This window comes from Streptomyces wedmorensis, from assembly GCF_000716445.1.
In the GTDB taxonomy this organism is placed as follows: domain Bacteria; phylum Actinomycetota; class Actinomycetes; order Streptomycetales; family Streptomycetaceae; genus Streptomyces; species Streptomyces wedmorensis.
Window position 1 is genome coordinate 61,484 of record NZ_JNWK01000024.1, and the last position, 17,998, is coordinate 79,481.

At 70.5% G+C, this 17,998-nt stretch carries 16 protein-coding genes; 12 read left to right on the forward strand and 4 right to left on the reverse strand.

The features are described 5' to 3' along the window. Positions 1 to 65: 65 nt before the first annotated feature. The 3 genes from OO54_RS20340 to OO54_RS20350 all read left to right on the forward strand — a co-directional run bounded on the left by OO54_RS20340 (position 66) and on the right by OO54_RS20350 (position 4,484). Positions 66 to 764, forward strand: a complete 699-nt coding sequence (locus tag OO54_RS20340) for an HAD family hydrolase (RefSeq protein WP_033204983.1) — start codon at positions 66 to 68, stop codon at positions 762 to 764. A 466-nt stretch (positions 765 to 1,230) separates the two neighbouring features. Then, a complete protein-coding gene (locus OO54_RS20345) occupies positions 1,231 to 2,823 on the forward strand; it encodes an ABC transporter substrate-binding protein (protein WP_033204985.1) in 1,593 nt (530 codons plus the stop codon). Between the two features lie 77 nt (positions 2,824 to 2,900). Beyond that, positions 2,901 to 4,484 carry an ABC transporter substrate-binding protein gene (locus OO54_RS20350; RefSeq protein WP_033204986.1) on the forward strand — a complete coding sequence of 528 codons (1,584 nt, stop codon included), beginning with the start codon at positions 2,901 to 2,903 and terminating at the stop codon, positions 4,482 to 4,484. A gap of 90 nt (positions 4,485 to 4,574) precedes the next feature. On the opposite strand, the gene OO54_RS20355 is transcribed toward OO54_RS20350, so the two are convergent. Both OO54_RS20355 and OO54_RS20360 read right to left on the reverse strand, forming a co-directional pair. Then, positions 4,575 to 5,249, reverse strand: coding sequence for a response regulator (locus tag OO54_RS20355; RefSeq protein ID WP_017241683.1), 675 nt, complete (start codon positions 5,247 to 5,249; stop codon positions 4,575 to 4,577). A gap of 64 nt (positions 5,250 to 5,313) precedes the next feature. Continuing rightward, entirely contained in the window at positions 5,314 to 6,216 is a 903-nt protein-coding gene (locus OO54_RS20360) for a RecB family exonuclease (RefSeq protein WP_234439411.1), read from the reverse strand. A gap of 180 nt (positions 6,217 to 6,396) precedes the next feature. Between OO54_RS20360 and OO54_RS20365 the strand changes: the two genes are divergently transcribed. From OO54_RS20365 to OO54_RS20375, 3 genes are all read left to right on the forward strand, one after another. Then, positions 6,397 to 7,530, forward strand: coding sequence for a site-2 protease family protein (locus tag OO54_RS20365; RefSeq protein ID WP_234439413.1), 1,134 nt, complete (start codon positions 6,397 to 6,399; stop codon positions 7,528 to 7,530). 19 nt (positions 7,531 to 7,549) lie between these two features. Beyond that, positions 7,550 to 8,437: a tRNA (adenine-N1)-methyltransferase gene (locus OO54_RS20370; RefSeq protein WP_015032448.1), complete on the forward strand. Its 888-nt coding sequence runs from the start codon at positions 7,550 to 7,552 to the stop codon at positions 8,435 to 8,437. Between the two features lie 230 nt (positions 8,438 to 8,667). After that, positions 8,668 to 9,243 (forward strand): hypothetical protein, encoded by a 576-nt coding sequence (locus OO54_RS20375; protein WP_033204989.1) that lies wholly within the window; start codon positions 8,668 to 8,670, stop codon positions 9,241 to 9,243. Between the two features lie 4 nt (positions 9,244 to 9,247). Here the strand turns inward: OO54_RS20375 and OO54_RS20380 are convergent, their stop codons facing one another. Then, the gene (locus OO54_RS20380; RefSeq protein ID WP_033204991.1) at positions 9,248 to 9,559 is read right to left on the reverse strand and encodes a ferredoxin; all 312 of its coding nucleotides are present in this window, start codon (positions 9,557 to 9,559) and stop codon (positions 9,248 to 9,250) included. 240 nt (positions 9,560 to 9,799) lie between these two features. Between OO54_RS20380 and arc the strand changes: the two genes are divergently transcribed. The 5 genes from arc (at position 9,800) to prcA (ending at position 15,457) form a co-directional block, all read left to right on the forward strand. Next, positions 9,800 to 11,566 (forward strand): proteasome ATPase, encoded by a 1,767-nt coding sequence (gene arc, locus OO54_RS20385; RefSeq protein WP_017241687.1) that lies wholly within the window; start codon positions 9,800 to 9,802, stop codon positions 11,564 to 11,566. A gap of 180 nt (positions 11,567 to 11,746) precedes the next feature. After that, entirely contained in the window at positions 11,747 to 13,258 is a 1,512-nt protein-coding gene (gene dop, locus OO54_RS20390; RefSeq protein WP_033204993.1) for a depupylase/deamidase Dop, read from the forward strand. Between the two features lie 180 nt (positions 13,259 to 13,438). Beyond that, on the forward strand, positions 13,439 to 13,651 hold the full coding sequence (locus OO54_RS20395; protein ID WP_053194491.1) for a ubiquitin-like protein Pup: 213 nt from the start codon (positions 13,439 to 13,441) through the stop codon (positions 13,649 to 13,651). Between the two features lie 161 nt (positions 13,652 to 13,812). Beyond that, positions 13,813 to 14,652 carry a proteasome subunit beta gene (prcB, locus tag OO54_RS20400; RefSeq protein WP_017241690.1) on the forward strand — a complete coding sequence of 280 codons (840 nt, stop codon included), beginning with the start codon at positions 13,813 to 13,815 and terminating at the stop codon, positions 14,650 to 14,652. A gap of 52 nt (positions 14,653 to 14,704) precedes the next feature. Then, on the forward strand, positions 14,705 to 15,457 hold the full coding sequence (prcA, locus tag OO54_RS20405; protein WP_033204994.1) for a proteasome subunit alpha: 753 nt from the start codon (positions 14,705 to 14,707) through the stop codon (positions 15,455 to 15,457). Between the two features lie 61 nt (positions 15,458 to 15,518). On the opposite strand, the gene OO54_RS20410 is transcribed toward prcA, so the two are convergent. After that, the gene (locus tag OO54_RS20410; RefSeq protein ID WP_033204996.1) at positions 15,519 to 16,538 is read right to left on the reverse strand and encodes a LacI family DNA-binding transcriptional regulator; all 1,020 of its coding nucleotides are present in this window, start codon (positions 16,536 to 16,538) and stop codon (positions 15,519 to 15,521) included. Positions 16,539 to 16,662: 124 nt separating this feature from the next. Here OO54_RS20410 and OO54_RS20415 point away from each other — a divergent pair, with 124 nt between their 5' ends. Then, a complete protein-coding gene (locus OO54_RS20415; RefSeq protein WP_033204998.1) occupies positions 16,663 to 17,934 on the forward strand; it encodes an MFS transporter in 1,272 nt (423 codons plus the stop codon). Positions 17,935 to 17,998: the final 64 nt, after the last annotated feature.

Here is a 17,998-nt window from a genome sequence, read left to right on the forward strand (position 1 = left end):
GGCCGGTCTTCCTCCCCGTACGGGGAGGAAGACCGGCCTTCTCGTCCCTTCATGGAGGTGTGCCGATGACCAGTACGGTCCCCGCGTCCCTGTTCCGTACGAACGGCAGCTCCGCCCTGCAGGCGGTCTTCCTCGACATGGACGGGACCCTCGTCGACACGGAGGGGTTCTGGTGGGACGCGGAGGTCGAGGTCTTCGCCGACCTCGGGCACCGGCTGGACGAGGCCTGGCGGGACGTCGTCGTCGGCGGTCCGATGACCCGCAGCGCGGGCTACCTCATCGAGTCCACCGGGGCCGACATCACCCTCGGCGAACTCACCGTGCTGCTCAACGAGAAGTTCGAGCAGCGCATCGACCGGGGCGTCCCGATGATGCCGGGCGCCGAGCGGCTGCTCGCCGAGCTGGCCCGGCACTCCATTCCGACCGCCCTGGTCTCCGCCTCGCACCGGCGGATCATCGACCGGGTCCTCGCCTCGCTCGGCCGTGACCGCTTCACCCTGACCGTCGCCGGCGACGAGGTCGTACGCACCAAGCCGCACCCCGAGCCGTACCTGACGGCCGCCAGCGGGGTCGGGGCCGACCCGGCGCTGTGCGCCGTCATCGAGGACACGGCGACCGGTGTGGCGGCCGCGGAGGCCGCCGGCTGCCGGGTCGTCGCGGTGCCCTCCGTCGCCCCGATCGCGGCCACTCCCGGCCGGGTCGTCGTGCGCTCTCTCGAAGAGGTCGACGTTCCTTTCCTGCGCACCCTGATCTCGGGAACCTGAGCTTTATCTGAGCTTCCCCGGGGCCGAATGCGTTTTCCCGCGAGGGAATCCAGCGGGCCATTCACCGAGGGGGAATTCTCGTGACCTTCGTCACGCAGAGTGCCCGCCGGTGGGTGGCCCGTCGGCGTTTCCCGTCCGGAATGGGCGTGTTCCGTTGCCCGTATGTGTCCCGATTCGCGTACGGGCGTCCCCGTCGCACCGGCGCATGACTATCGAGAAGGCCGCATTCATGATCACTGTGCGGCAACCCCCGCCGTCTTCCGCGGTCCGGCATTAGCGGCGCCGCCCACTAATCTTTCGCGAGTACTTCGCCGTATAACCGCGTGCACCGGCGCACACCCAAGCCGCCGTGAGCACAGGACCGATCGCAACACCCGGCCCGATCGCTCCCGCCCCGACCGGGCGGCCGGCGGCGGAGTTCCCACTGACCGCTGTACCCCAGTGCCGGATGAGGAGATCGTCCCTGATGAACCGCAAGACCCTGGTGCTGCCGGCCGTGGCCGGACTGCTCGCCCCGCTGCTCGCCGCCTGTGGAGCAGGAGAGGACGGCGGCGCGGGCATCGTCGTCGGCACCACGGACCAGTTCATCGCCACCGAGGACGCCCCCGCCCCGCTCGACCCGGCCTACGCCTACGACACCGGCGCCTGGAACATCCTGCGGCAGACCGTCCAGACCCTCATGCACACGCCCCGCGGCGGCGGCGAGCCCGTCCCCGAGGCCGCCGAGAGCTGTGGCTTCTCCGACAAGGCCAGCGAGAGCTACCGCTGCAAGCTCCGCTCCGGCCTCACCTTCGCGGACGGCACCCCCGTCACCGCCGAGGACGTCAAGTACTCCATCGAGCGCGTCCTGAAGATCAAGTCGGACAACGGAACGGCCGCCCTCCTCGCGAACATCGACACCGTCGAGACCCAGGGCACCGACGGCGTCGTCTTCCACCTCAAGAGCCCCGACGCGACCTTCCCGCACAAGCTCTCCACCCCCGTCGCCGGCATCCTCAGCAAGGACAAGTACGCCGCCGACAAGCTCCGCGACGGCTTCGACGTCGACGGCTCGGGGCCGTACACCATGAAGGTCGAGCGTGACGGCGAGAAGGCCACCCGCTTCGTCTTCACCAAGAACCCGGCCTACAAGGGCGACATCACCCTGCGCAACGACAAGGTCGAACTGCGCCCCTACGCCGACGCCGGCGCCATGGGCGCGGCCCTCGAGAGCGACGACATCGACATGATGGCCCGCTCCCTGTCGCAGAAGCAGATCAAGGACCTCACCGAGACGCCCAAGGACGGCATCGAGATCACCGAGGTCCCCGGCCTGGAGATCCGCTACCTCGGCTTCAACACGAACGCCCCCTCCGTCCAGGAGAAGGCCGTCCGCCAGGCCATGGCCTCCGTCGTCGACCGCGGCGCCCTGGTCAACCTCGTCTACGGCCCCACCGCCGAGCCGCTCTACTCGCTGATCCCCTCCAGCATCACCGGCCACGCCACCCCGTTCTTCGACGAGTACGGCGAGCCCGACGCCGACCGCGCCGCGAAGCTCCTCAAGGACGCGGGCGTCAAGACCCCGGTCAAGGTGACCCTGAACTACACCACCGACCACTACGGCGCCGAGACCGCCCAGGAGTTCGAGGCGATCAAGAAGCAGCTCGTCGCCTCGGAACTCTTCGACGCCACCGTCCAGGGCTCCGAGTGGTCGAAGTTCCGCACCGCCCAGAAGCGCGGCGACTACGCCGTCTACGGGCTCGGCTGGTTCCCGGACTACCCGGACCCCGACAACTACGTCGCGCCCTTCCTCGACAGCGACAACTTCCTCAACACCCCCTACGTGAACAAGGTCGTCCGCGACCAGCTCATCCCGCGCTCGCGCCGCCTGGCCGACCGCACCGCCGCTGCGCCCGTCTACGCGCAGATCCAGAAGATCGTCGCCCAGGACGTGCCCGTCCTGCCGCTGTGGCAGGGCAAGCAGTACGTCGCCGCGCGCGACGACCTCAACGGGGTCGAGTACGCCCTCAACACCTCCTCCGACCTGCTGCTCTGGGAACTGGGCCGCGGCACCGCCTAACCCCTCGTCCGGATCGGTGGTACCGGCCGCGCACCAGGGCGCGGCCGGTCTGACATAGAGATCAAGAGGCACGTTCTGTGAAGGCACACACCAAGTGGCTGACGGCCCCGCTCGCCGCGGGCCTGTCCGCCGCGCTCCTCAGCGGCTGCGGCACCGAGCAGGGTGGCGGCTCGGGCGGCTCCGGAAACGGCGTGCGCGTCGGCATGTCCGACGAGATCCTGGCCACCGACCCGGCCGCCGGCTACGACCCCGGCTCCTGGCTGCTGTTCAACAACGTCTTCCAGTCGCTGCTCGCCTTCCCCAAGGGCGGCTTCGAGCCCGAGCCGGAGGCCGCCGACAAGTGCGGCTTCTCCGACGGGAGCAAGACCTACACCTGCACCCTGCGGGACGGCCTCACCTTCTCGAACGGCAACAAGCTCACCTCGGAGGACGTCAAGTACTCCTTCGAGCGGGCCCTCAAGATCGCCGACCCCTCCGGCCCGGCACCGCTGCTCTCCACCATCGACAAGATCGAGACCCCGGACGAGCGGACCGTCGTCTTCCACCTCAAGGTCCCGGACGCCACCTTCCCCAGCAAGATCGCCTCCGGCGCCGGCTCCATCGTCGACCACCGCGAGTACCCCGCCGACGCCCTGCGCACCGACGGCAAGGCCACCGGCTCCGGCCCGTACAAGCTGGACTCCCTCAGCGAGACGGCGGCCACCTTCTCCGCCAACTCCGGCTACCGCGGGCTCGCCCGGCCCAAGAACAGCGGGATCACCCTCAAGCTGTACCGCGGCGACCGCGCCGCCCTCGCCAAGGCCCTCGGCGACGGCGACGTGGACATCGCCTACCGAGGCCTCTCCGCCGACGACATCGCCGCCCTCGAAACCTCCGACACCACGGACGACAAGGGCATCGAGGTCATCCAGGGCAGCAGCGCCGAGGTCCAGCACCTCGTCTTCAACGTGAAGGACCCGGTCGTCGGCAAGCTCGGCGTCCGCCAGGCCATCGCCCACCTCGTCGACCGCGAGGCCCTCGTCGAGCATGTCTACAAGTCGACGGCCACGCCGCTCTACTCGATCGTCCCCGCCGGCATCGCCGGCCACAACACCGCCTTCTACGACACCTACGGCACCCCCGACGCGGCGAAGGCCAAGAAGGCCCTGCGCTCCGCCGGCATCACCGACAAGGTGAAGCTCACCCTCTGGTCCACCCCGAGCCGCTACGGCCCCGCCACCGACCAGGAGCTGAAGGCCATCGCCGGCCAGCTCAACGAGAGCGGCCTCTTCGAGGCCGACGTCAAGTCCGTCGCCTACGACCAGTACGAGAAGGACATCGCGGCCGGCAAGTACGGCGTCTACGTCAAGGGATGGGTCCCCGACTACCCCGACGCCGACAACTTCACCTCGCCCTTCTTCGGCGAGGGCAACGTCCTCGGCAACCACTACGAGAACACCACCATCACCGGCCGCCTCCTCCCGGAGACCGCCGCCATCACCGACCGCGCCGGCACCGCCGACGAGTACGGGAAGCTCCAGGACCTCGTCGCCGAGGAACTCCCGCTGCTCCCGCTCTGGCAGGGCAAGCAGTACGCCGTCACCCGCGACGACATCACCGGCCTCGAGTGGACCCTCGACGCCTCCACCGTCTTCCGCTTCTGGGAGATCCGGAAGGGCTGACGGTCCCCGGCCGACGCCGTACGACACGGCGAGGGCCCGGCACGCACACCGCGTGCCGGGCCCTTCCCGTGTCCAGGACCGGTGCTCCGGCTACTGGCCGCCGCCCGGGCGCACCAGACCGCTCTCGTACGCGTACACCGCGGCCTGCACCCGGTCGCGCAGCCCCAGCTTCGTCAGCACATGGCCCACGTGCGTCTTGACGGTCGTCTCGCTGACGAACAGGTCCGCGGCGATCTCCGCGTTCGACAGCCCACGCGCCACCAGCTTCAGCACCTCGACCTCGCGATCGGTCAGGGTGCTCAGCGTCTCCGGCATCCGCTCCTCGCCCGTGGGCAGGTGCGCCGAGTACTTGTCGAGCAGCCTGCGCGTGATCGACGGCGCCAGCATCGCCTCGCCCGCCGCCACCACCCGGATCGCCTGCACCAGCTCGTTCGCCGGAGCGTCCTTCAGGAGGAAGCCGCTCGCACCGGCCCGCAGCGCCTCCACCACGTACTCGTCCAGATCGAACGTGGTCAGCACGAGCACCTTCGCCGGACCGTCCCGGCCCGGACCCGTGATCTGCCGGGTCGCCTCCACCCCGTCCATCCGCGGCATCCGGATGTCCATCAGCACCACGTCGGGCTGGAGCGCGCGCACCTGCTCCTGCGCCTGGAGACCGTCCCCGGCCTCACCCACCACCGCGATGTCCTGCTCCGCCTCCAGAATCATCCGGAAGCCGGTGCGCAGCAGCGGCTGGTCGTCCACCAAGAGGACGCGGATCGTCACAAGGGCTCCTTCACGGGGCGGGCCGGACACACGACGGCGACCCGGCTCACGGTGCGGGCAAGGCTCACGGCGCGGGCGGGGCCGGGTCCATTCTGCCCTGCCCGGATTCGCCGGACTCCGCCGGGCGCGCGGAAACGATCTTCAGCGGATAGACCGGGGGAGTCCCCCCGAACTCCGGACAGACCGCCTGGTGGTCGCACCAGCCGCACAGCTTCGTCGGCCTCGGCCGCCAGTCGCCCGTCTCGGTCGCCAGCCGGATCGCGTCCCACAGCGCGAGCAGCTTCCGCTCCACCCGCAGCAGGTCCGCCTCCACCGGGTCGTACGTCAGCACGTCCCCGCTGCCCAGATAGACCAGCTGGAGCCGGCGCGGCAGCACCCGCCGCAGCCGCCAGACCACCAGCGCGTAGAACGTCATCTGGAACAGCGCCCCGTCGCGGTACTCGGGCCGGGGCGCCTTCCCCGTCTTGTAGTCCACGATCCGCACGTCACCCGAGGGCGCCACGTCGATCCGGTCGATCACACCGCGCAGCCGCAGCCCCGAATCCAGCTCCGTCTCCACGAACAGCTCGCGCTCGGCCGGCTCCAGACGCGACGGGTCCTCCAGCGTGAACCACCGCTCGACCAGCCGCTCCGCCTCGCCCAGCCACCCCGCGAGCCGCTCCCCGTCCGGATCCTCCGCGAACAGCTCGCCCAGCTCCGGCTTCGACTCCAGCAGCCGGTCCCACTGCCCGGGCACCATCGCCTTCGCCCGCGGCGCCGTCCGCTCCACCGCCGGATCGTCGAAGAGCCGCTCGAGCACCGCGTGCACCAGCGTGCCCCGGGTCGCCGCCGGACTCGGCTTCTCCGGCAGCCGGTCGATCACCCGGAACCGGTACAGCAGCGGACACTGCATGAAATCGCTCGCCCGCGACGGCGACAACGACATGGGCGCCCGGGGCTCCGCCGGCACCTGCTCGCTCGTACTCATGACGAAGACCCTACGACCCGCCACCGACATCGCGCGGAATACCATCGACCCGGGACCCCGTCGCACTGCATGATCGAACCGTGACGCACCGACGCGGGTCACACCACGCGACGAAAGGAACCCGTGAACCAGGACGAGCCCAAGCCGCAGCGGACCGAGGAGCCCGGCGGCGGGATCCTCATGGGCCGCCCCTTCGGCGTGCCCGTCTACGTCGCCCCCAGCTGGTTCCTCGTCGCCGCCCTCATCACCTGGGTCTTCGGCGACCAGATCGAACGCGTCCTGCCCGAACTCGGCGCCGCCCGCTACCTGGTCTCCCTCTTCTTCGCCGTCGCCTTCTACGCCTCCGTGCTCGTCCACGAACTGGCCCACACCATCGCCGCGCTCCGCTTCAAGCTCCCGGTGCGCCGCATCCAGCTCCAGTTCTTCGGCGGCGTCTCCGAGATCGAGAAGGAGACCGAGACCCCCGGCCGCGAGTTCGTCCTCGCCTTCGTGGGCCCCCTCCTCTCCCTCGTCCTCTCCGGCGTGTTCTACCTCTCCCTGTACGCCGTCGAGCCCGGCACCGTCCCCGGCGTCCTCCTCGCCGGCCTGATGATCTCCAACCTGATCGTCGCCGCCTTCAACCTGCTCCCCGGCCTCCCGCTCGACGGCGGCCGGATGCTCCGCGCCGTCGTCTGGAAGATCACCGGCAAGCCCATGAGCGGCACCGTCGCCGCCGCCTGGGTCGGCCGCGCCCTCGCCGTCCTCGTCCTGGTCGGCCTGCCCCTGCTCACCCGCACCGGCCTCCTCGGCAACTCCACGGACGACATCAGCGGCTTCACCACCGTCACCGACGCGCTGCTCGCCGCGATCCTCGCCGCCATCATCTGGACCGGCGCCGGCAACAGCCTCCGCGTGGCCCGGCTCCGCGAGCACCTCCCCGAACTCCGCGCCCGCGTCCTCACCCGCCGCGCCATCCCGGTCGAGAGCACGACCCCCCTCTCGGAGGCCCTCCGCCGCGCCAACGAGGCCGGCGCGCGCGCCCTCGTGATCGTCGACGGCAACGGCGACCCCACCGGCATCGTCCGGGAGGCCGCCATCGCCGCCGTCCCCCAGCACCGCCGCCCCTGGGTCGCCGTCAGCAGCCTCGCCCAGGACATCACCGAAGGCATGCGGGTCCCCGCCGAACTCACCGGCCAGCCCCTCCTCGACCACCTGCGCGCCACCCCGGCCACCGAGTACCTCGTCGTCGAGGAGAGCGGCGAGATCTACGGCGTCCTCGCCACCACCGACGTCGAGCGCGCCTTCGTCAAGGCCATGGCACGACCGTCCTCGTAACCCCGGTACTCTTGTTCACATGTCCGAACCGACCGGTGCCGCCCGCCGACGCGGGCCCTTCAAGGTCGGGGACCAGGTTCAGCTGACCGACCCCAAGGGCCGTCACTACACGTTCACGCTCGAAGAGGGAAAGAACTTCCACACCCACAAGGGTTCCTTCCCGCACGACGAACTGATCGGCGCCCCCGAGGGCAGCGTTGTCCGTACCACCGGAAACGTCGCCTACCTCGCGCTGCGCCCCCTGCTCCCCGACTACGTCCTGTCCATGCCCCGCGGCGCCGCCGTGGTCTACCCGAAGGACGCGGGTCAGATCCTGGCCTTCGCCGACATCTTCCCCGGCGCACGCGTCGTCGAGGCGGGTGTGGGCTCCGGCTCGCTCAGCAGCTTCCTGCTCCGCGCCATCGGCGACAGCGGCATGCTGCACTCCTACGAGCGCCGCGAGGACTTCGCCGAGATCGCGAAGGGCAACGTCGAGCGCTACTTCGGCGGCCCGCACCCCGCTTGGCAGCTGACCGTGGGCGACCTCCAGGACAATCTGTCCGACACCGACGTCGACCGCGTCATCCTGGACATGCTCGCTCCCTGGGAGTGCCTGGAGGCCGTCTCCAAGGCGCTCGTCCCCGGCGGCATCCTCTGCTGCTACGTGGCGACCACCACCCAGCTCGCGCGCACCGTGGAGTCCATCCGCGAGTTCGGCTGCTACGCCGAGCCGCAGCCGTGGGAGTCCATGATCCGCAACTGGCACGTCGAGGGCCTCGCCGTCCGTCCCGATCACCGCATGATCGGCCACACCGGCTTCCTCGTCACCGCCCGCCGCCTCGCGGACGGGGTCGAGCCCCCGATGCGCCGCCGCCGTCCCGCCAAGGGCGCCTACGGCGAGGACTACGAAGGCCCCAACAAGGGCTGACGTCCCGACATCCACACCGCGCCGCCGTCGAGTTCCCCGCCCACGGGAGGGAACTCGACGGCGGCGTCCTCACGTTCGGAGCCGAGCACCGGCGCGCGCACCGAAGGCCGTCCACGTGCGCGCGACCCGAAGCCGGCCGTCCGCGGCCGACCCCAGCTGTTCCGTCGCCCTGTGACGTGTGGCACGATGCCCGGTAACCCGGCCGCACCACCCCTCAGGAGACGTCTCGCGTGCAGCACTCCGCCGCTCCGGACCTCGCGGACCTCGCGCACACCCACGCCCGGCCGGCCCACTGGCTGGCCACCGCCACCGCGACGGCCGCGGTCGTCGCCCTCGCGGGGCTGCTCCAGCCGGGCCCGGCCGGAGCCACCGCGGCCCCGGGGCCCGCGCGACCCGCGCCGGCGCCCGAGGCCGCAGGGGCCGACTATCCCCTGGACTGCGGGGGAGGCCCCCGTACGGTCGCGAAGCGGGTCACCGGCGACCTCGACGGGGACGGAAACCCGGAGACGGTTGCGGTCGTGCACTGCGAAGCCGGCTCCGGCAACCCGCCGCACGGCGTCTACGTCCTCACCCGCGGCAAGGCGAAGGACGCCCCCGCGCGCGTGGTGGCCACACTCGTCGAACCCGGACTGCACCGGAACGTCACCGAGCTCGCCGTCCGTGACGGAGCGGTGCACGCCACACTGCTCGGCTACTCGACGCCCGACGTGCCCCGCTGCTGCCCCGACGAGAACGAGCAGGTCAGCTGGCGCTGGCAGGGCGGCGCCTTCGTGCGCGCCGGCCACGCCGACGCGCGCGGCGCCTGACCCGTCACTCCGCGTCGGGGCCGTACACCTCGACCCGGTCCGCGACCCGGCGCACGTGGATGCAGTCGCCCGGGCACTCCTTCGCGGAGTCCACCACGTCCTGGAGCAGCGGCAGCGGCACCGGGGTCGTCGCCCCCGCGTCCTGAAGGAGCTCGTCGTCGGCGCTCTTCACATAAGCGAGCCCGTCGATGTCGAGCTCGAACACCTCCGGGGCGTACTGCACACAGATCCCGTCCCCGGTGCACAGGTCCTGGTCGATCCAGACTTCCAGCGCCTCCTCGGCGCCCGTTGCCGGGGCCTCGTGCTGCACGGTCATATCTCCTGCCGTTTCTGCTTCGCGCGGTAAGTCGGGCCACCCCTGACGGGTGTTGGCCGAACACGACGATACAACCGCCCGCTTTCAAGCGGTGAAGGGTGGGTATTCCCCTGGCGAGAGGGGAAGCGCAAGGGTGAAGATCGGACACGCCCCGCAGTCTTTTTGATCTAGGGGTTTCAATCATCACCCACGCAGGTAGGGTCAGGAAGCGTCCAGCTCCCCCTGGAGGAGGTGAGGACCGTGGCAGCCCACGACGACGACATCAACCGCGGCATCCGGCCCGGGCGAGGGTCTGAGGACCCCGCCGGACAGGTTGCCTATCTCGAGCAGGAAATCGCCGTCCTGCGCCGCAAGCTCGCCGACTCTCCGCGCCACACGAGGATTCTCGAAGAGCGGATCGTCGAGCTGCAGACCAGCCTGGCCGGCGTGTCCGCGCAGAACGAACGACTGGCGAACACGCTCCGTGAAGCCCGCGACCAGATCGTGGCGCTCAAGGAGGAGGTCGACCGGCTCGCGCAGCCGCCGGCCGGCTTCGGCGTCTTCCTGCAGGCCAACGAGGACGGCACGTGCGACATCTTCACCGGGGGCCGCAAGCTCCGGGTGAACGTGAGCCCCAGCATCGAGCTCGAAGAGCTCAAGCGCGGCCAGGAAGTCATGCTCAACGAGGCGCTCAACGTGGTCGAGGCCATGGAGTTCGAGCGCGCCGGGGACATCGTCACCCTCAAGGAGATCCTCGAGGACGGCGAGCGCGCCCTGGTGGTCGGGCACACCGACGAGGAGCGGGTGGTGAGGCTCGCCGAGCCTCTGCTGGACGTCACCATCCGCGCCGGCGACGCCCTGCTGCTCGACTCCCGGTCCGGCTACGTCTACGAGGTCGTCCCCAAGAGCGAGGTCGAAGAGCTCGTTCTGGAAGAGGTCCCGGACGTCGACTACGACAAGATCGGCGGTCTGGGCAACCAGATCGAGCTGATCCGCGACGCGGTCGAGCTCCCGTACCTCTACCCGGACCTCTTCAAGGAGCACGAACTGCGGCCGCCCAAGGGCATCCTGCTCTACGGCCCGCCCGGCTGCGGCAAGACGCTGATCGCGAAGGCCGTGGCCAACTCCCTGGCCAAGAAGGTGGCCGAGGTGACCGGCCAGCCCGCGGGGAAGTCCTACTTCCTCAACATCAAGGGCCCCGAGCTCCTCAACAAGTACGTCGGCGAGACCGAGCGGCACATCCGCCTCGTCTTCCAGCGTGCCCGGGAGAAGGCGAGCGAGGGCACCCCGGTCATCGTCTTCTTCGACGAGATGGAATCCCTCTTCCGCACCCGCGGCTCCGGTGTCAGCTCGGACGTGGAGAACACCATCGTCCCGCAGCTGCTCGCCGAGATCGACGGTGTGGAGGGCCTGGAGAACGTCATCGTCATCGGCGCCTCCAACCGCGAGGACATGATCGACCCCGCGATCCTGCGGCCCGGCCGGCTCGACGTCAAGATCAAGATCGAGCGTCCGGACGCGGAGGCGGCGAAGGACATCTTCGCGAAGTACCTCACGGCGAACCTGCCGCTCCACTCGGACGACATCTCCGAGCACAGCGGCTCCAAGGCCGCCGCCGCCCACGGAATGATCCAGTCCGTGGTCGAGCAGATGTACGCGGAATCCGAGGAGAACCGCTTCCTGGAAGTCACGTACGCGAACGGCGACAAGGAAGTCCTCTACTTCAAGGACTTCAACTCCGGCGCGATGATCCAGAACATCGTCGACCGGGCCAAGAAGATGGCCATCAAGGCCTTCCTCGACCACAACCAGAAGGGCATCCGGGTCTCCCACCTCCTCCAGGCGTGCGTGGACGAGTTCAAGGAGAACGAGGACCTGCCCAACACCACCAACCCCGACGACTGGGCCCGGATCTCCGGAAAGAAGGGCGAGCGGATCGTGTTCATCCGCACCCTCGTCACCGGAAAGCAGGGCGCGGACACCGGACGCTCCATCGACACGGTGGCGAACACCGGTCAGTACCTGTAGGAACGCGAACCGGCTGCGGATGTCCGGAAACGGGCATCCGCAGCCGTCGCATTCAGCCGGAAATTCTCCCGGCAGCCCGGGAAATACCGCAAGTGATCTCCCCACCAGCGCGGAGCCGTTCTAGGCTCTTCGGTAACGCCGAGTCGCGCACTGTGAGCGACGCCGGGCAAGGAGGGCCGCATGACCGTACGGCGAGTAATGGGCATCGAGACGGAATACGGGATCTCCGTCCCGGGGCACCCGAACGCCAATGCCATGCTCACCTCGTCCCAGATCGTCAACGCCTACGCGGCGGCGATGCACCGGGCGCGCCGTGCCCGCTGGGATTTCGAGGAGGAGAATCCGCTGCGGGACGCCCGCGGCTTCGACCTCGCCCGCGAGGTCGCCGACTCCAGCCAGCTCACCGACGAGGACATCGGCCTGGCCAACGTGATCCTCACCAACGGTGCGCGGCTCTACGTGGACCACGCCCACCCCGAGTACAGCTCGCCCGAGGTCACGAACCCGCGGGACGCCGTGCTCTGGGACAAGGCCGGCGAGCGGATCATGGCGGAGGCGGCCGTGCGCGCCGCCCAGCTCCCCGGCGCCCAGCCCATCCACCTCTACAAGAACAACACCGACAACAAGGGCGCCTCCTACGGCACGCACGAGAACTACCTGATGAAGCGGGAGACCCCCTTCTCGGACATCGTGCGCCACCTGACGCCGTTCTTCGTCTCCCGCCAGGTCGTGACCGGCGCGGGGCGGGTCGGCATCGGGCAGGACGGCCGTGAGAACGGCTTCCAGATCAGCCAGCGGGCGGACTACTTCGAGGTCGAGGTCGGCCTGGAGACCACCCTCAAGCGGCCCATCATCAACACCAGGGACGAGCCGCACGCCGACGCCGAGAGGTACCGGCGCCTGCACGTGATCATCGGCGACGCGAACCTGTCGGAGATCTCGACCTACCTGAAGCTGGGCACCACCGCGCTGGTCCTGTCGATGATCGAGGACGGCTTCATCACCGTCGACCTCGCCGTCGACCAGCCGGTACGGACCCTCCACCAGGTCTCGCACGACCCGACCCTCCAGTACCTGGTCACCCTCCGCAGCGGCCGGACTCTGACCGCGGTGCAGCTCCAGATGGAGTACTTCGAGCTGGCCAGGAAGTACGTGGACGAGCGGTACGGCTCGGACGCGGACGAGCAGACCAAGGACGTCCTCACGCGCTGGGAGGATACCCTCAACCGGCTCGAGAACGACCCCATGAGCCTGGCCGGCGAGCTCGACTGGATCGCCAAGCGGGAGCTCATGGAGGGCTACCGCCGCCGCGACGGCCTGGACTGGGACGCGCCCCGGCTGCACCTGGTGGACCTCCAGTACGCGGACGTGCGCCCCGAGAAGGGCCTGTACAACCGTCTGGTGGCCCGCGGGCGCATGAAGCGGCTCCTGGACGACGCAGACGTGCTGCGGGCCGAGACGGCACCGCCCGAGGACACCCGGGCCTACTTCCGGGGCCGCTGCCTCGAGCAGTACGCCGACGACGTCGCCGCGGCCTCCTGGGACTCGGTGATCTTCGACCTGCCCGGTCGGGACTCGCTCCAGCGCGTCCCGACCATGGAACCGCTGCGCGGAACCAAGGCCCACGTGAAATCGCTCCTGGACCGCTGCCGTACGGCCGAGGAACTCGTGCGCGTGCTTTCCGGCGGCTGAACCCGGGGCCCGACACGGGCCTGAAATACCCCGGCGCTGGGAATCATGGAATCAGTGCCCGGACGTTGTGGAAACTGCGGGGCCGAAGTCGGACCCGCCCTATAGGGTCTGATCTTGTACGGACTCGACCGGGTCCGTACGGACTCAACCGAGCGGGTCGAATCGAGCGGGGTGAGGGATATGGCGACCAAGGACACCGGCGGCGGACAGCAGAAGGCGACGCGTTCCACGGAGGAGGTCGAGGAGACCACCACGGAGGCGAGCTCCGACCTCCAGGAGCGCCAGGAGAAGCTGAGCGAGGACGTGGACTCCGTCCTGGACGAGATCGACGACGTCCTGGAGGAGAACGCCGAGGACTTCGTGCGGTCATTTGTGCAAAAGGGTGGCCAGTAGCCGCCCCTCGCGTCTGTCGTCCTCCGTCCCCGGAGCCCCGGAGAAAGCCGTGGGCCCGGGGACGGATGACAGGCGGTGGCACGGGTATGGTCCGTGCACAGCAACCAAGATCGCCCCGCGCTTCGCACGGCGGGCCGACTCTCCCACCCGGAAGGAATCGCGTGGAAGCCAACCCTCGTAGCACCGGGCGTCTGCCGGCGGCCTTCCTGACGCCGGGCTCGTCCTCGTTCATGGACTTCCTGGCCGACCACTCGCCGGAGATGCTCCCGGGCAACCGGAAGCTCCCGGAGGGCATCGTCGAGGCCCCGCACGGCACGACCATCGTGGCGGCCACCTTCCCCGGCGGGGTCGTCCTCGCCGGTGACCGGCGGGCCACCATGGGCAACATGATCGCGCAGCGGGACATCGAGAAGGTGTTCCCGGCGGACGAGTACTCGGCCGTCGGCATCGCCGGCACCGCCGGTCTCGCCGTGGAGATGGTCAAGCTGTTCCAGCTGGAGCTGGAGCACTTCGAGAAGGTGGAGGGCGCGACGCTCTCCCTGGAGGGCAAGGCGAACCGCCTCTCCACCATGATCCGAGGCAACCTCGGCATGGCCATGCAGGGACTCGCCGTCGTTCCGCTCTTCGCGGGCTGGGACGAGAGCAAGGAGAAGGGCCGGATCTTCTCCTACGACGTGACCGGCGGCCGCTCCGAGGAGCACGGCTTCGCCGCCACGGGCTCCGGCTCGATCTTCGCGCGCGGGTCGATGAAGAAGCTGTACCGCGCCGACCTCACCGAGGAGCAGGCCACGACGTTGGTCGTGCAGGCGCTGTACGACGCGGCGGACGACGACTCGGCGACCGGCGGGCCGGACATGGCGCGCAGGATCTTCCCGATCGTCACCGTCATCACCGACGAGGGCTTCCGCAGGCTCAGCGAGGCCGAGTCCTCCGGGCTGGCCCGGTCGGTCACCGAGCGGCGTCTCGAGCAGCCCGACGGGCCGCGCGCCGCCCTGCTCTGACCGTTCGTCGCCCGTAGAAGCCCTTCAGACCGGAAGAAAGGGACGGTAGCCGGTGTCCACGCCGTTCTATGTCTCACCTCAGCAGGCCATGGCCGACCGGGCCGAGTACGCCCGCAAGGGCATCGCCCGGGGCCGCAGCCTCGTCGTCCTCCAGTACACGGACGGCATCGTCTTCGTCGGCGAGAACCCGTCGCGCGCACTCCACAAGTTCAGCGAGATCTACGACCGGATCGGCTTCGCCGCCGCCGGCAAGTACAACGAGTACGAGAACCTCCGCATCGGCGGCGTGCGCTACGCCGACCTGCGGGGCTACACCTACGACCGGGACGACGTGACCGCGCGCGGCCTGGCCAACGTCTACGCCCAGACGCTGGGCACCATCTTCTCCAGCGCGGGGGAGAAGCCCTACGAGGTGGAGCTCGTCGTCGCCGAGGTCGGCGCCGAGCCGGAGGGCGACCAGATCTACCGGCTGCCCCACGACGGCTCGATCGTGGACGAGCACGGCTCGGTCGCGGTCGGCGGCAACGCGGAGCAGATCAGCTCCTACCTGGACCAGCGGCACCGGGACGGCATGTCCCTCGCCGAGGCCCTGAAGCTGGCCGTCCAGGCGCTCTCGCGGGACACCAACGGCACCGAGCGGGAGATCCCCGCGGAGCGTCTCGAGGTGGCGGTCCTTGACCGCACGCGTCCGCAGCAGCGCAAGTTCAAGCGGATCGTCGGCCGTCAGCTGTCCCGCCTCCTGGAGGCGGACAACGCGGCCGTGACGAAGACGGACGAGCCCTCGGACGAGGCTCCCGAGGAGTAGGCGGCTGTGCCCGGAGGGGCCCCGGTCCACACGGACCGGGGCCCCTCCGGCGCATCCGCCCTCAGACGGCCGGTGCGGGGCCCGTGGAGCCGCGCCGGACGAGCTCCACGGGCAGGGTGACCGGCGGGGCGGGTTCCCCCGCGAGGACGGCGAGCAGCGCCTCCATGCCCCGCCTGCCGAACTCCTCGGCGGGCAGCCGGACCGTGGTGAGCTCGGGCTCGACCGCGGTGGCGAGGGCCAGGTCGTCGAAGCCGGTGATCGACAGGTCCTCGGGGACGCGCAGGCCGAGCCGGCGGGCGACCTTGAGGACGCCGACCGCGAGGATGTCGTCGTCGCAGATCACCGCGGTGGGCCGGGGTTCCCGGGTGTCGAGCGCGGCGTGGGCGGCCGTCCAGGCGTCGGCGACGTTGAGCGGGGAGCGCACGGTACGCAGCTCCGCGCCGCGCAGGGCATCGGCGAGGGCCGCGGCGCGTACGTCGAAGGTCCAGGACGGTACGGCGGACGCCAGGTGCAGGAAGCGGCGGTGCCCCAGGCCGAGCAGGTGCTCGGTCACCCGCCGCATGCCGTCGGCGACGTCGATGTTCAGGTGCGCGGAGGCACCGGGGTCGGACGGGTCGCTGTCGAGCATGACGAGGGGCAGGTCGGTGCCCCGGAAGGCCTTGAGGGCGTCGGCGGCCATGGAGGAGGCGATGACGCCGTCCAGGGCGGCCTGGGCCGAGGCGAACGGGTCGCGGGCGGGGCCCACGCCGTCGGGGGAGGGGTAGAGGACGACGCCGAAGCCGTGCCGTGCGGCGGCGACGGCCGCGCCCGTGTAGACGTGGGCGAAGAACTCGTTGGTGAGTGCCGGCACGACGAGCATGGCGGTCCGGGTACGGCCGAGCCGGAGGTTGCGGGCGGCCAGGTTGGGCCGGTAGCCGAGGTCCCGGGCGGCGGCCCGCACGGTCTCCGCGGTGCGCTCGGAGACACGGCCGCGCCATTTCTCGCCGAGCACGAGGGAGACGGTGGCCTGCGAGACGCCCGCGGTCCGGGCGACGTCCCGGCTGGTCGGGCGTGTGCCGCCGAGCGGCTCCGGGGTCTGCACACAAGCCTCCGCGTCGTACGGTCCCAGGGCGCGGAGTGGACCCGCGTCATGTCGACATGGTACGTATGACGCGTAACGTTATACGTAAAACCTCGGCCGGGTTCCGAGGTGAGGGGAGACCGACATGGCCACCGAGGCCCCCGCGCACGGCGGCTATCTCGACATACTCCGGGCACCGCACGCCGCCCGGCTGCTCGCGGGCACCCTCGTCGGCCGGCTGCCCAACGGCACCGGCCCCATCGCCATGACCCTGTTCGTCCGGGACCAGGGCGGCAGCTACACCCTGGCCGGCGGTCTGATCGCGGCGTACGGCGTCGCCAACGCCGTCGGGCAGCCGCTCCTCGGCCGGGCCGTGGACCTCAAGGGCCAGCCCCGCGTCCAGCTGCCCGCCGCCGTCCTGTCCGCGCTCGGCATGGTCCTGTTCGCCTTCGCCGGCATCGGCCACCTCCCCCTCGCCTACGCGGCCGTCGTGATCGCCGGACTCTTCACCCCGCCCCTGGAGGGCGGGCTGCGGGCCCTGTGGCCGAGCGTCCTGGGCCGCGAGGACCGGGTCCACCGGGCGTACGCGCTCGACGCGGTGGCCCAGGAGGTCATGTTCACCGTCGGCCCGCTGCTCGTGACGCTCCTCGTCGCCGTGTGGTCGCCCGCCGCCGCCCTCCTGGTCATCAACGTCCTGGGGATCCTCGGTGCCCTCGCCGTCGTCCTGTCCGAGCCGTCCCGCGCATGGCGCTCCGCCACCCGTGAGGCCCACTGGCTGGGCGCCCTCCGCTCGCCCGGGCTGCTCGCCCTCCTCGGCTCCTTCTTCTTCGTCGGCCTCGCCCTCGGCTCCATCACCGTCGCCGCGGTCGCCTACGCCGACGACCGCGGCACCCCGTCCGTCTACGGCTGGCTGATGGCCGCCCTCGGCCTCGGCGCCCTCCTCGGCGGCACCGTCTACGGCGCCCGGCAGTGGGCGGGCGCCCCCGAACGGCGGCTGCGGGTCCTCGTGCTGCTCCTCGCCGTCTGCTACCTGCCGCTCATGCTCACGCCCGGCCCCGTCGCCATGACCGGCCTCTCGGTCCTCTCCGGGGTGTTCCTCGCCCCCGTCCTCGCCTGCGCCTTCATCGTGGTCGACCGGCACGCCCCGCGCGGCACGGTCACCGAGGCCTTCTCGTGGCTCGTCACCACCTTCGGCGTCGGCGCGGCCCTCGGCTCCGCCGTCGCCGGACCCGCGGTCGAACTGGCCGGGACCACGGCCGGGTTCGCGGTGGCCGGGGCAGGCGGTCTCGTGGCCCTGCTGGTCCTCCTCGCCACCGGCCGTGTCCTCACCGCCCCGGCCGCGCCCGACGACACCGCGCGACACGCCGCCGGGGAGACGGTTCCCACCGCCGTACACGCCGAAAAGAACGCGCGCTGATCGGAAAATGATCGAAACGGGAACGCTCAACCCGGTTTCAGCACAGGCCGTCAGGCGTAATGTT